The sequence below is a fragment of the Aeoliella straminimaris genome (assembly GCF_024054565.1).
Lineage (GTDB): Bacteria > Planctomycetota > Planctomycetia > Pirellulales > Lacipirellulaceae > Aeoliella > Aeoliella straminimaris.
The window spans coordinates 12,499-26,843 of sequence record NZ_JAMXLR010000055.1; the positions used below are offsets into that span (position 1 = coordinate 12,499).

The 14,345-nt window shown below is 54.6% G+C and carries 6 protein-coding genes; 4 read left to right on the forward strand and 2 right to left on the reverse strand.

Going from position 1 to position 14,345, the window contains the following annotated elements; genetic code table 11:
- Positions 1-23 precede the first annotated feature (23 nt).
- Both NG895_RS15365 and NG895_RS15370 read right to left on the reverse strand, forming a co-directional pair.
- On the reverse strand, positions 24-1,808 hold the full coding sequence (locus tag NG895_RS15365; protein ID WP_252853405.1) for a LamG domain-containing protein: 1,785 nt from the start codon (positions 1,806-1,808) through the stop codon (positions 24-26).
- Positions 1,809-1,902: 94 nt separating this feature from the next.
- Positions 1,903-3,372, reverse strand: coding sequence for a LamG domain-containing protein (locus NG895_RS15370; RefSeq protein ID WP_252853406.1), 1,470 nt, complete (start codon positions 3,370-3,372; stop codon positions 1,903-1,905).
- A 2,088-nt stretch (positions 3,373-5,460) separates the two neighbouring features.
- Between NG895_RS15370 and NG895_RS15375 the strand changes: the two genes are divergently transcribed.
- The 4 genes from NG895_RS15375 (at position 5,461) to NG895_RS15390 (ending at position 14,271) form a co-directional block, all read left to right on the forward strand.
- Positions 5,461-10,065 carry a bifunctional serine/threonine-protein kinase/formylglycine-generating enzyme family protein gene (locus tag NG895_RS15375; RefSeq protein WP_252853407.1) on the forward strand — a complete coding sequence of 1,535 codons (4,605 nt, stop codon included), beginning with the start codon at positions 5,461-5,463 and terminating at the stop codon, positions 10,063-10,065.
- A 168-nt stretch (positions 10,066-10,233) separates the two neighbouring features.
- Entirely contained in the window at positions 10,234-10,608 is a 375-nt protein-coding gene (locus NG895_RS15380) for a hypothetical protein (RefSeq protein ID WP_252853408.1), read from the forward strand.
- Positions 10,609-10,976: 368 nt separating this feature from the next.
- Positions 10,977-12,089, forward strand: a complete 1,113-nt coding sequence (locus NG895_RS15385) for a glycosyltransferase (protein WP_252853409.1) — start codon at positions 10,977-10,979, stop codon at positions 12,087-12,089.
- Positions 12,090-12,753: 664 nt separating this feature from the next.
- Entirely contained in the window at positions 12,754-14,271 is a 1,518-nt protein-coding gene (locus NG895_RS15390; protein ID WP_252853410.1) for a glycosyltransferase family protein, read from the forward strand.
- Positions 14,272-14,345 lie beyond the last annotated feature (74 nt).

Below are 14,345 nucleotides of genomic sequence, written 5' to 3' on the forward strand. Positions count from 1 at the left end.
CTAAGGACAATAGCGATCAGGAATCACTCACACGATTTGCCCCTCCGCGTTAGGCACGCCAACGCGCCTAGCGATGTGACTAACAGCAGCGCACACGAAGCAGGTTCGGGAACTGCAGAACTAGCTAGAACACCGCCACCGGCAGACTGACCGAAGTGCGACTTCCAAAGAGAGTAATCCTCGGTGCCCACAATTCCATCACCACTGCCATCGGCGCCGGTACCTGCAGAGACGCTGCTACCCAATGTGTTGCGCCAGACGGTGTAGTCAGCCAATCCGACAGTTCCGTCGCCGTTGTAGTCCCCAACAAGCAAAGTCGTTTCGGGAGCATTCATCGAGAGATAGAGAATCTCCGCTTCGCTCAATGCCGACTCGTAGATGCGAAATTCGTCGAAGATCGAGCTTCCCAGATGGTTCCCGGGCCCACCGCCCAGGAAGAATGTATCACCCGGGTCTCGCCAGGGGCCGGTGGACTGCCCCTGAAATTCGCCATCGATGTAAATCGATGCGATCAAGCTATCGCCATCACGTTCCCATGTGTAAGCGTAGTGATGCTCCGCCAGCGAATCTTCGAACAGAAAAACGTTGTATTCAAGCCGAGTAGCACCACGATCCGCTCGTGCAGCGAAGCGGCCATCTTCATAGATCCAAGCTTCCCAGTCGTTAGCTTGCGAAGAATTGGCCCACAGCGTTTGGTAATTGTAGAGCTTGTCGAGCGAAGCCCGCATTGCGATCGTGCCGGATTCAGCCAGCTTATAATCGACCGATAGATAGTCACCGGGATCCGTGTCCGTCGAAGTCGATAGCGGATTCTCGGTCAGATTGAGTCCTTGTCCAAAGGTTGTCGCAGTGTAAAGCGTGTCGTTCCTACCGGCCACATCATTCAGCGTGGCGTCGAGTGTGGGACCACCTGTTCCTTGGTTAGCCATGTTTCCATTGAAATCGTAATAGATCACGGGTTGCGCCGCAGGCTGTACTGGCGTTAACGACGAAGCCGGGGAAATGTTGGGATTAGCGGCCCCCACGGCATTGCCAGTACCACTGTTGTAGAGATACTCGGCCTCCGCCTGTCCGAGAGCGCGATTCCAGACTGCTACGTCGGAAACGCTTCCCTGAAAAAGACTGCTGGGTTCATGAGGAGGGTCCACTCCCGGCTGGCTGCCGATGCTGGCAATCTGGCCCGCACGCACGATATCGACGAGTCCTATGGCAGAATGCCGGTCGGCCAACTGACCGTCGAAGTAGACTTCATTCGATCCTTTGATACCGTCAAAAACCCCCATCACATGGTGCCATGTTGTGGTATCAAGATCTCTTGCAGGAATACCAGGGCGTTCGGCACCACCTCCCGATGTGGTAGCCTTGAAACGCAACTCGTTGTTCCCTTTGTCCAGGTACATCACATAATTATCAGGGTTCGAATCGTAAATGCCGGAGAAGCCTCCTGCAATGTCGGCTGGTAGCTGGTCGAGTTTCACCCATGCCGAGAGGGTCAGTCCACTGGAGTTGAAATCCATGTCGGTGCTGGCAGGTATCAGTACGTCCTGGTCAACGCCGTTGAACTGCAAACCAGCGCCGAATTGACCGGCAATCCAGGTAGGGCCGTTCCGTACTTCACCATTGTCCAACACGCTCCCTGCAGGACCATTATCGGCTGCCGTGGTACCGGATCCCTCATTGAGGGGCCAGTAGCTTATCAGCCCATCCTGCAACGGCACGGCCATTGTCGGATTGACTAGGCCGAACCACACCAATCCAATACCGGCGAAAATTGCCAACGACATCCCGCGCAGCTGGTCAAACCTCATAGGAAGAACTCCGAATATAATTCTTAAATAGCAGGGGCGAGCATGCCATGATTGACGCGACGCCCCGAACAAGCACTCCGATTGTGTCGAGCGATTAGCTTGCACTTCGATGCCGGTACCAGACGCCGGTTGATGCGATGCAAAGCAATATCATCAGCAGGCTGCCCGGTTCAGGGACTTCGGCAAGATAGAGGATTTCGCTGGCGGTCAGTGGAACATCGTAAATGCGAAATTCGTCATAGATACCTTTTCCCAAATGGTTGCCTGGCCCTCCTCCAAGGTAGAAGGTAGAACCAGGAGCCATCCAGTTTTCCGTTGAAACTTCGCGCAGCACACCATCGATGTACAGGCCGGCTTCCATAATGTCGCCTGATCGCTCCCAAGTAAAGGCGATATGGTGATCCTCGCCGATCCCGCCGACCAAAGTTAATAAGTAGTCGAGGTTCGAGGCGTTTGCAGCATTGTTTCCACGGGCAGCGAGTCGCTCGTTGCCGTAGACCCAAGATTCCCAAGCGTTCGAATGAACTGAATTTGCCCACACGGTCTGATAGTTATATGAACTCTCGGACGAAAATTTGAGTTCGATCGTCCCTTGGTCAGGCAAGTTGTAGTCGACTGAAACATATTGTCCCATGTCGGCGTCAGCTTCTGTCGAGGCCGTCGCCTCGGGGTTCGCAGACAAGTCCAATCCTTGCCCGTGGTTGGTAGGGGCAAATTGTGGACCCGTCATCCCTGGCCCATCGTGAAACACACCGTCCAATGCTGCTCCACCAGTACCCTGGTTTGTCAAATCGCCGTCCATTGCGTAGTAAATCACGGGTTGGGCAGTTGGCTGCGTAGGAACGAGTGGCGCTGCCGCAGCAATGGAGGGATTCGCGACTCCCACCGCATTGCCTGTTCCGCCATTGAACAAGTACTGAGCCTCCGCCTCGCCCAGCGATCGCGTCCACAAGGCCACATCGGAGATCCCCCCTTCATAGAAGTTGCTCGCGGTGTGCGGAGCATCGGTGGTTGGCTGCGATCCCAGCGAAGCCACCTGCCCAGGGCGGACAGTTCCGACAGTGGTAGGCATAGAGGCAATGTCAGCTAGAACGCCATCGTAGTAAATCTTTACCGACCCAGCCGTGCCATCGTAAACACCCATTACATGGTGCCAGTCGGTGGTGTCGAGCATCGCCGCGGGTATACCGGGATGTGCACTAGTCGATGTGCCGTTGGCATCGGTGACTTTGAACCTCAGCTCGTTGTTCCCCTTGTCAAGGTACATGACGTAACTATCGGACTGGGAATCTAGGACACCGGCGTACGAACCGGCGAGATCGGCGGGGAGTTTATCGAGTTTCACCCATGCCGACAGGGTCACGGCGTCGCTGCCCAGGTCCATATCAACACTGTTGGGAATCAACACGTCTTCCGTACCAGTGAACTGCAATCCGGCATTGAACATGCCATTGATCCATGCAGGTGACTCGCGAAGAGTACCGCTGTCGGCAACCGCACCTCCAGCAGCGGTGTCCCCCGCTTCGGTGCCAGAACCTTCGGCCAGAGACCAATAGCTAATCAACCCATTCTGCAATGGGGTCGACTGAGCCTGGGTTGTGGACCAATGTCCAGCTAAAACGCCTCCAGCAATTGCTGCCGTCATGCTCCAACGCAGAAATATTTTTCTCATGAGTCGCAAGTTCTCCCTTCACAGTTGTGAATCAACAGTACGGCAAACTTCACCAATCGTGAGTTAGCCGAAGAACGTTCCCACATTCATCCGAGTTGCCGCTGATTTAGCACAAAGCTAAAGAGGTGCTGTGCCATCAAATTGAATAAGAATCGCTGTAAAGTCCGCCTTGGGCATCAAGGTTCCTTTCTCGCAAGCCCAACCCTCACGGCAATAAAGTCGCCATTCTGCCGGCGAAATCAACTGAATAACTCGTGCTGACATGTACTCATGTCGTAACGCGTAACCCCAAACTCAGTTTCTATACGGTGAGAAAAGAGGTGACGCGATCAGCATAATGGCTTGGCCTACCGAGGTACAACAACTTTCTGATCCGATTTCGCGCAATTCTCATAATTCAGGCCGAAGACACACTTCAATGCGACGTAGCGAAACATGATGTTGCTCAGCTACGCAGATCGAGGGCACTAACATTGGAATCCGGACATCCCTATACGCTTTTCAAGTGGAACGTGTAAATACCCGCAAGCACTGGCTCTTCGCCGGAGGGTTACAAGCGACCTCGCTGTCTGCTTATGACGGCTCTAGGCTCTATCTTCGAATAGTAGCTGGAGCGACTTGGCCTTGTGAGCGCTTCGCTTACGCGGGTTAGCAGACTGCGTCAAGTTCTGTGGCGTCGCGAGGCAGCAATGCAGAGAGAATTGCGGACATCGGTCGACTCACCGCGCCTGCAATTGGCTGCCATGCGAACTCAACGAGGATGCGTCGGCTTCGCTCGGTTGACCATCGAGCTCCGGCGAGTCGGTCTTGACGACCTTGGCAGTTTGCCGGCCCACCAGCCTCACCGATGTAGGGGGGCATGGCGACTACCACTCGGGTCACCGCAATCCGCGTCGGCGCAGCTCCCCTCAGCGGCTTCGAGACAACGGAAACTTTCCGAGGCGTGTACAACCGCTGGCGTTAGCTCTGCTCATCCCTCCCTGCTTTTTTAGCCCCAAGCTCCATCTCTCCTTGGACTCGGGGATATGGACGCATGGCCCCAGTGCAAGCCTGGGGGACGAGGGGGAAAAAGCTCGCGTCGCGTCCCTGCCGTATGGCTTCGTTCTCATTGCAGCCTGGGAAACAAATCATCCGCCGAAAGCTCCACCTCCTCCGTCTCGACCGGTTATGCTTCAGCTTCGGGGTAAGAAAACACCACAGGAACACCGCCACCCTCATCGATCGACTACTACGTTCACTTCTACCCGAAGAGCGGCCACTTGCTGACCCATAAGTGGCGAATGTGAAGCGTGCCTTCGACCGCGAGCCCAAAAGGCCAAACGACGCTTTCGCCAAACCGGTACATATGCACACGAGGCTACAAGCTGGAGGATTTGTGGAACAGGTTCCGCGCCGTGAAGGCCACCATGCGCGACGCAGGGAAGCTGACAGCCCGGTCATGGTGAGTTTACCTTGAGACGTGAGAACGGCTTCTCCCTTTCTTTGACAAGCTAGAGCCGGTTGAAGAGCTTGGTCCCATAGACTTCGAGAGCCCCCAGGCGGCGATGGAATTGAAGTGGGGACCGACTACTGGCTTACCGTAACACCAGGGGCGCACCTTTTTTGGTGGCAGCGAACCCAGGTCAAGGCACGGGGGGACGTACGCGTGGCCAGTTCTTTAAACCGCACTCCCTGGGTAGCGATTGGTTCCATCAACTGCTAACGCCCTGTTCTCGGAAACACCACGATATGTTCGCCCCGTAATCGTGTGAGAAGTTGCACCCACCGTGGCACGAACGCCGTTATCTATCGATGGCCGCCGACAGACCAGGCAGGCCACACTCAGCATGGGCTGTCGTGGCATGCGCGACCAGGCATGGCAGGCAAATGAAGCGAAAATACAGCTTCCGGTGATACTGTATCGCGGGCTGAAACTGCTATAATGCACGAGCTCTCAGCTAAACTTCCACTGGCGGTTACACGCTTTACGGCTAGTTTGCGATGAACGATCTAGTATCCCAATACTGCGCACTGTGGGACTCTGCGGGTACGCCGCCAGATGTATTTGCGTTCCTCCAAGAATTTGCGGAGCACGATAAGTCAGAAAAACTGCTTGTGCTTCTGCACGATCAGAAACGCCGCTGGCAGCGCGGTAAGCCACTGCTAGTGGAGGATTACCTGAAAGGTCTGCCTGATCTCGATACCGATCCTGACATTAAGTTGCAATTGGCGGAGGCTGAATTTCTGGCGCTACAGCGTAACGGAATGGAACCTGACCGAGAGCAATTTACTTCCAGATTCTCAGATGTTACTGACGCCCTACGTTGCAGACTGTCGCATCGCGATGGAGTGCTCGACAATGGTGCCAAATCTTCCGACTCCGCGACCACCAAGAGCATTATCGAGTTGTCTGCTCTCGGCGAGATGTCTATTGGGCGGTACCGGGTGCTGAGCATACTCGGCGAAGGGGCCTACGGCCGCGTGTATCTTGGTTTCGACGACGAGCTTCAAAGACGCGTTGCCATCAAGGTCCCTACGACGCAACATGAAATGAAGGACCACGAGACATATCTCTCGGAGGCCCGCACTGTCGCGAGTTTGGATCATCCGAACATTGTTCCGGTGCACGATGTGGGACGCCTGGAGAGTGGGGCATTCTACATTGTTTCTAAGTTTATCGAAGGTGGGTCGTTGAAGGACGTGCTGAGAAGTAGACGCTTGAGCTTCGAGGAATCCACTCAATTGGTAGCTACAATAGCCCAGGCGCTACAACACGCACATGAACACAGTTTGGTGCACCGCGATGTCAAGCTAGCAAATATACTAATCGACGAGGCTACGAATACGCCTTATATAACCGACTTTGGCTTGGCCATTAACGAGGTGTTGCATGTCCCCTCATGTATCATCAGCGGAACACCGGCCTTCATGAGTCCAGAACAAGCGCGCGGCGAAGGGCATCGTCTCGACGGGCGCAGCGATGTATTTTCACTCGGCATCGTCTACTATTTCTTGCTAACAGGCAGAATGCCGTTTCGGGGAAGTAGCAATCAAGAACTTCTGCAATCGGTAATTGGTCAGGAGCCAATCAGCCCAAGAGAAATTGACGAAGACATTCCGCCTGAGTTAGAGCGTATTTGCCTCATCGCACTTGCCAAGCGAGTTGTGGAACGCTACGCAAATGCTGCCGCATTCGCAGCCGACCTGCTTCAATGGCAACAAGCGCACGACAGAGTGGAACACAGAATTGTTCCCCAAGGTTTGCGGGCTTTCGACAAAGACGATGCCGACTTCTTTCTTGATTTGCTGCCTGGACCACGGGGGCGTGACGATTTGCCCGAAAGCATTCGCTTTTGGAAAACACGCATCGAAGGGACAAGTTCAGACGAGCCGTTCTCAGTAGGCTTGATACTCGGACCTTCGGGGTGCGGCAAATCCTCGCTAATCAAGGCGGGGCTACTGCCCAGATTGCCGAGCTATATCAAGACGATTTATATCGAGACGACTCCGAGCGAAACTCAGTCTCGAATTCTGCAGGCAATACGGAAAGAGCTACCGCAATCGTTGCACGACATGGGACTTGCAGAAACGTTCTCTCATTTGCGCCGGCAAGAGAGCGGCAAGACTCTGCTTGTACTCGATCAGTTCGAACAGTGGCTGTCCGTGAAAGCGCCAGCACAGGAAGACGAATTGGTAAATGCATTACGCCAGTGCGACGGTGAGGCATTGCAGACGATCCTACTGGTCCGCGACGATTTTGCCATGGCCGCCGCTCGATTCATGGACGATCTTGAGGTGCCGATTCGACAATATCACAATTTTGCAGTTGTCGATTTCTTCGGCGTCGAACATGCCCAGAAGGTATTAATCAAGTTTGGCCAGGCGTTTGGTAGATTGCCCGATCGAACTAGTGAGATCTCGGAGCAACAACAGGAATTTTTGCGTCAGGTGTCGTCAGGGCTAGCACGCGACGGCAAGGTTGTATCCGTAAGATTGGCACTCTTTGCCGAAATGGTCAAAAACAGGCCCTGGGTGCCTGCTACGCTGCAGGAAGTCGGCGGCACAGAGGGGATTGGGTTGAACTTTCTGGAGGAGACTTTCAACTCGCGTTCGGCGAACCCCGAGTACCGCCGCCATCAAGAAGCTGCTCGCGCAGTTCTTAAGGCGTTATTGCCAGCAGTTGGCACCGATATCAAAGGGCATACACGGTCTCAACTCGAGTTGATGGAAGCTTCTGGTTATGCAAATCGCCAGTCTGACTTTGGCGAGCTAATCCGAATCATGGATAGCGATCTTCGTCTCATCACGCCGACAGATTCGGAGAACGCTCCAACGGGTCCATCCGATGTTGCAGATGCGAAGCACTTTCAACTGACACATGACTACCTCGTACCAGTACTGAGAGCCTGGTTGACGAGCAAACAACGCGAAACACGCCGTGGTCGAGCTGAACTGCGTCTGGAGGAGCGCGCCGCCATCTGGAACTTGCGGCCAGAACGCAAGCATCTTCCGACAATCTGGGAATACTTGCGCATTGCTGTTCTCACGTCGCGCAGGCGACGGTCCGTCGCCGAACAGAGGATGATGGAAGCGGCTTCCCGGGTTCACGGGCTGAGGTCTCTGGCTGCTGGCCTTGCCTTGGGTGCGTTGGCATTCGGATTCGTGATGGTGCGAGACAGGGTGATTGAGGCCCATCAAACGACACAGGAGAACGCAGCAATTGAGCAATTGCTGGTCGCCGATATTGCGGAAGTGCCAGGTATTGTTGAGGTATTGGAAACCGACTCAACGGCTATTCAGCGGCGGCTCATGGATGTGGCGAACGATGCCACTCGCCCCGACGCGGAGCGCTTACGGGCGACGCTTGCGTTGGCCAACGGCCCACAGCGTTACAGCCAGCAGTTAATTGAATTTGCTCTCACTGCCGATTTACCAACTATCTCGGCAATTGTGGAGCGCGTCGCGCCATATGCTAGTGAGTTGAAGGAGCCCTTATGGGATGCCTTTGAGCACGAGGCTGGCCAGCTTTCGGCACGCCTTCGAGTGGGGGTATTGCTTGCGATAGCAGACGCTAAGGGAGAACGTTGGAGAGATGCATCGAAGCCGATTGTAGAAGCGCTATTAGCGGAGAACACACTCGAACTGGACTCTTGGGTGGAACTTCTAAGGCCTGCTTCGCACAAATTGAAACCTGTGCTGCATGACCGTTTCTCTGACGAGGCAGCCACGAATGCGGATCGAGTTGCCGCTGCTCGAGCGCTCGCCCGTTACGCGGATGCGTCACTCCTCAGCGAACTTCTACTGAATGCCGATGCCGCTCAGTTTTCGATGCTCATACCGGTCACTTCTTACTATCGCGATGAAGTTGCCTTTGCGATGACAGTGGCTTTGAGGCAGACGAACGAGGCTGAGAACAGCGGCGACCCAATTGAAATCGCAGCTCGGTTGAGAAACGCGGCAATAACGTTGATCCGACTTGGTAGATCAGAAAAGGTAGAACGTCTTCTCGCCTCGTCGGAGGATACCACTGCCCGCACAATGGTCATTCTCGAAGCACGTGACTTTGGGGTGTCGCCCAAATCGCTTATCCGGCTACTTGACGAATGGAATGATCCATCCGCTCGCCAGGCCGTGATGTTGGCGCTCGGGCCTTACATAAGCCAGCAGATGCCTGCTGCGGAAAAACAGTTGCTGCAGAGGTTGGCTTTGGATGTTTACCGCGATGGAGAGCATCAAGCTGAGCGAAGTGCTGCGGAATGGCTGCTTAGACAGTTAGGCCTACCTGACGAAATTGCAAGGATCAATGCCGCATCCACAGGCACAACACCGCCATCAATCGAATCTTTAGGTGAACGAGATTGGTGGATTACTTCCGAGGGACACACGATGAGAGTTGTGCGCGCCCCAGGGACATTCAAGACATCAATACGAACTCCGAGACCTGAACGCGATGGCGAAGGCGTACTGGTTGATGTCAATATTGCGTACAGTTTCGCCGTCAGTGTGCACGAAGTCACCATGCAACAGTATCGACGATTCAAATCTGATGCAGAGATGATGGGCGATTTCAAGGACGCCAATATTTGTCCAGCCAATGGGCTTACATTTGCTGAGGCCACCGAGTATTGTCGGTGGTTGAGCTTAGAGGAAGGAATCGGTGAAAACCAGCTGTGTTACGATCTACACAGTACGCCTCCTGAAGACGCTTCCATTGACGAAGAACGACTTTCCAGAACCGGTTATCGACTACTCACTGATGTTGAATGGGAGTGTGTGTGCCGCGCTGGTTCGCATACTCCCTGGTTTTGGGGCCATGAAGATGGCCACATGCCCTACTTTTCCTGGTTCGCCTCGAATACAGATCAGGTTCTGCAACCGATAGCATTGCTCCGGCCAAATTGTTGGGGGATGTTCGACATGTCAGGGAATGTATCCGAGTGGTGCCACACGTCGCTAAAGGATGGCAAGAGCGCATTTCTGTTGCGCGGTGGTCAGTATACCAATCCGCCACGCGGGTTACGTTCCGGCGCAGCTTATTTCCAGTCGCAAAACGGATGGAGTTATACCGGCTTTAGAATCGCCCGTACTATGCCAGATGAACAGTAGGTGCTTTTGTTTATGACAGCCGTTGTGTAATGCAATCTGCAGTTGGGAAAACTACTTGCCTCGACAAGCGTCGTGTCCTCAACCAGTGCGCGACAGGTCTGCCGAACTCAATGGCTACTGATTACGTGTAGTAAGTTCCTGTTACCTCATTTCACGGGGGGGGGTAAAATGCAAACGTTTTCCGCACTCATGTTGGCGGGCACATTTGCCGGTGTAGTAGTGCTTGCTGTTCTTGGATTCCGTATTTCGCAGACGGTGACGAGCATCGGTAAACAACTGGAAGCTATGCGGACAGCGTTGCTCAGCGAGTACCCAGTTGCTTCCGGTCGCCAAAGGCGGCTCTATCACTGGAGTCGCCATTTGCACATGCGTACCCTCGCTGATCATGGATTCTTCACGATCTGGCAATGGCGTGAGAGCGAGAAGAGGTGGATAGTATCTTCCTTGGTGCCGCCAGGATTTGACCCCGGCATTCCACCGTCAAATCCCGGTGCCTTCGATGGTGATCACGTCAAGAAGTGGACCCCCGGGGCGGAACAATGAATCCGATCACGCGCCGACCCGCATCGTGTCCGTTTCGGCGGGGCGATGAGTGTGTGGAAGGGAAGGCGACCTGTGATCTAGTTGGACGCCTCTTACAAGGAACGGCGCACAACGGGGCCGAAGTGGACCTTAGAATCTGCTCCGCCTGCTGCCGGCATCCGCTTTTCGATGGTCCTCGCCTGAATCCTGTCGTGGCTTCGCTGGCTTATCGAGCCGCGAACGGTCATGCAATTGGCCATCAACCTGACACACGGCAACGAGTAGTCAATCACCAATTGCGGCAGTTCGCCTTTCGTTGGCTTGCCAGCGCAGACGACACGGTGCCGCCTCGAGGGTCGCCACTCGCAGAGTGCAAAAACGATGGGTACATGGGCCGCACCCATGCTTCGCGGCATGCAGAACTGGAGGAAGAGCAGCCCGCAATACGGATCGGCCTCGTCGGACGAAACTCGAAGTTTGGCCTTGGCCACCAGAATCGCGATATTGCCGTTCACTTAAACGTTGATCGTTGGCTTGTACCCCACTTCTCCGGCTGCGGCGACCTTGAGCCTCACGGGATGAAGTGCCGAATTGATTTGGTGTCAACTGAGCCAAGTTTGTCTGAACTGGTCGATTGGCTAAGTGGGATCGACGTGGTGATCTTTGTGGAATCGCCAATCGTCCGCGAGTTAACCTCCCGTGCGCGGCAAATGGGTGTGGGAGTCGTTTGCGTGCCAAACTGGGAATGGCTTCATGCGGGCATGGAATGGCTTGAAGACGTAGACTTGATGTTGTGTCCTACGCGATATACCGGTCAGCTACTATCCGACTGGAAAACCAAGTTTCAGTTTACATGGGCAGTCGAAGTGGTACCGTGGCCTATTGATACTGGAAGTTTTGATTTCCGACAACGGACCGTGTGTCGCAAGTTTGTCTTTGTTAATGGATCTGGCGGTGCCATCGCCGCTTCAGGGGAGACATCTTCTGTCGTAATGCAGCGCAAAGGACTCGAAGTTTTGGTGGAAGCCGCTCGACGGGTTCCACATATTCCCGTCATCGTTTACGCGCAATCCAAAGACATAGGAAGCACGCCTCCCAATGTCCAATGCCGTCCAGCGCCAAAGCACAACATAGAGCTCTACCATCACGGTGACGTTTGTATCCAGCCAAGCCACTGGGAGGGGTTAGGGCTGCCGCTCTTGGAATGCCAGGCAAGTGGTATGCCGCTAATTACCACTGACTTGCCGCCCATGAACGAACACCAGCCGCTGGCCGCCATTCCCGCGGAGGTCGAGGCCGTGTTTTTAGATTCCGAGCTTTGCATCCCGGCCGCCAGAATAGACAGTGAAGCCTTGGCGGACGTCTTGCATTCGGTGCATGGGCGAGACATTACTGATGCAAGTCTCGAATCCAGGAAATTCATCGAGCGCGAGCACGACTGGCCCACCGCAAAACCAAGAATACTTGACTGCATATTTAGACATGCAGGAGCTGCCCGCTAAGCGTTGTCGCACATTCATGTTCCTTTGTGGACCTACGATCAGAGCGAAGTGAGGGCCAATGTACCCACAACCTGAAAACTCTGCGCGGCGTACCATTGCCATGTGTCCCTGGCGGCTCGAACGTGTCGCAGATCCGTCGGCGGAATGTGGTGTGATTAAGACCCTAATCGGAAACAACGAGCATGCGGTCGTGCCGGAGAGTGTGTGCGATGCATGCTGCCAGTCCTTTCCGCCGTCGCCCAAACACTTGAATCCCGTAGTCGCCAGTTTGGTGATGAAGGCGACAGCTGACATCCTCGACGCAGGGGGAACGAACGACTGCACTCGAGAGCAAGCTGTCGAACTACAACGAGTCGCCGAGGGGGCGATTCACTTAGCATTTCCTCCTCAGTTCCGCCTAACTCCGGCGCGGGCGACCATTCCCTGCTGCTGGCTTGGCAAGGGAGTGTCAGCTGGCGAAAGGCAAGTGGCACCGAGTCGTGGCGCGGCTTTACCTGACATCGATACAAACAACCAAGCTTTTCATTGCGAGCATCCCGATCATGAAGTGACCACGCTGGGGCAATGCCGCAAATGCCGCGATTGGTCAAAGAACATTCCTGTGTCTCGCCCCCTGAGGCTAACAGAGATTGTACCTCACCCGCAGATTCGTTGCGGGCCAGCCGTGCAACGTTGGTCCGTTGGCATCACCACCACACCGCGGCGACAGTCGACGCTTGAGGATTGCCTGGACAGCCTTGCTCGAGCCGGCTGGGAAAATCCAAGACTTTTCCTGGACGGGTCGGCCCGCGTACCAGCGCGTTACGAACATTTGTGTGCAACGTGGAGAGAAGGACGCGTGGGTGCGTGGCCTGCGTTCTATCTGGCGATGGTCGAAATGATCCTTCACGACCCCAATGCAGATGCCTATATGCTGTTGCAGGACGACGTTATGGCTCACGACCGGGAGTCGCTTCGCGAGTATCTGGAACAGGTGCTCTGGCCTGGTTACCGCCCCGGGCTCGTCTCCTTGTTTTATACCGGTCACGACACCACCGCTGGATGGCATCGTGCCGATGGAAACTGGGATTGGGGTGCACAGGCTTTCATTTTTCCGGCCGGGGTCGCCCGTGCATTTGTGACCGATGTCGAAATGTCTCGTTCGATGTTGGCAGCTTCAGGAGAGAATCACATACCGATTCCTGAGCTCATCTTCGAATGGGTAATGCGTAGGGGCATAGAAACCTGGTATGCAATTCCGAGTCTGACTCAACACATCGGTAATACAAGTACGATCTGGGGAAACGCAGCAATCTCCGGCGGCAGAAGGGCCAACTGGTTCAGTGGTAGTACGGAGTCCGAATTCGCAGTCGAAGAAGACCTTTCGAGCTTCCCAGAGGAGCTATTTCCCTGCAAGAAGGAACATAGTAGTCGATACGTCGAAATCATTGAACGCGGACGTAAACGCATGCGAGACCTGCGTGTTGCCATATGTGGAGTGTGTCACAATGCGCGGCCTGCCTTGCCACGTATCGCTGCGCGTCTGGAACGACTGGCTGCCATGTTCCGCGACTTTCGAATTGTGTTTTGCGATCACCAGTCATCTGACGTCACTCGAGAGTTTCTGTACGATTGGCAACAAGTCAATGACCGAGTCGATGTACTCACACTTGAGATGCCCGGGCGTCCCCCAAGCTACGTAGACCACGCCAAGGCAAACTTGGTGCAATGCCGCAACGTTTGCCGGGATTATGTCCTCGAGCACTACGCTCATGTCGATTATGTGATGGTGCTGGACACACAAGTGCTGGGCGGGTGGAGCTTCGATGGAATTGCCCATACTTTCGGCACCCACGACTGGGATGTAGTAGGGTCCTATGGCCTGCGATATCGAAGTATGCGCCAGGAAGGAAAAGGACCATTCGAGCATTTCGACGAGCAGTCGTTTCAACCCCAAGATGACATTGGCACTGATTTGATAGACTTCGATGGTGAGCTGGTGGTCGAGAGGGGGCAGCCTCTTATCTCTGTAAAATCATGTTTTGGCGGACTGGCCATCTACAGGCTCGCGTGTATGCAGGCCGCTGAGTATGTTGGGGCTGAATGCGAGCATGTCGCTTTGCATGACGAACTGAGACGCCTCGGCTTTGATCGCATCTTCTTGAATCCCAGTCAGATCGCACTCTATGCGCCATCTTGTTAACTGGTGATCTGTGAACAGCGGCACCGGCCTCTGACCTGTTGAGAAATACAGCACCTTCCAGGACGGCATCAAGG

Coding starts and splice junctions, on each gene's coding strand:
- NG895_RS15365 (WP_252853405.1), bottom strand. CDS start 1,808: ATGAGGTTTGACCAGCTGCGCGGGATGTCGTTGGCAATTTTCGCCGGT.
- NG895_RS15375 (WP_252853407.1), top strand. CDS start 5,461: ATGAACGATCTAGTATCCCAATACTGCGCACTGTGGGACTCTGCGGGT.
- NG895_RS15380 (WP_252853408.1), top strand. CDS start 10,234: ATGCAAACGTTTTCCGCACTCATGTTGGCGGGCACATTTGCCGGTGTA.
- NG895_RS15385 (WP_252853409.1), top strand. CDS start 10,977: ATGGGCCGCACCCATGCTTCGCGGCATGCAGAACTGGAGGAAGAGCAG.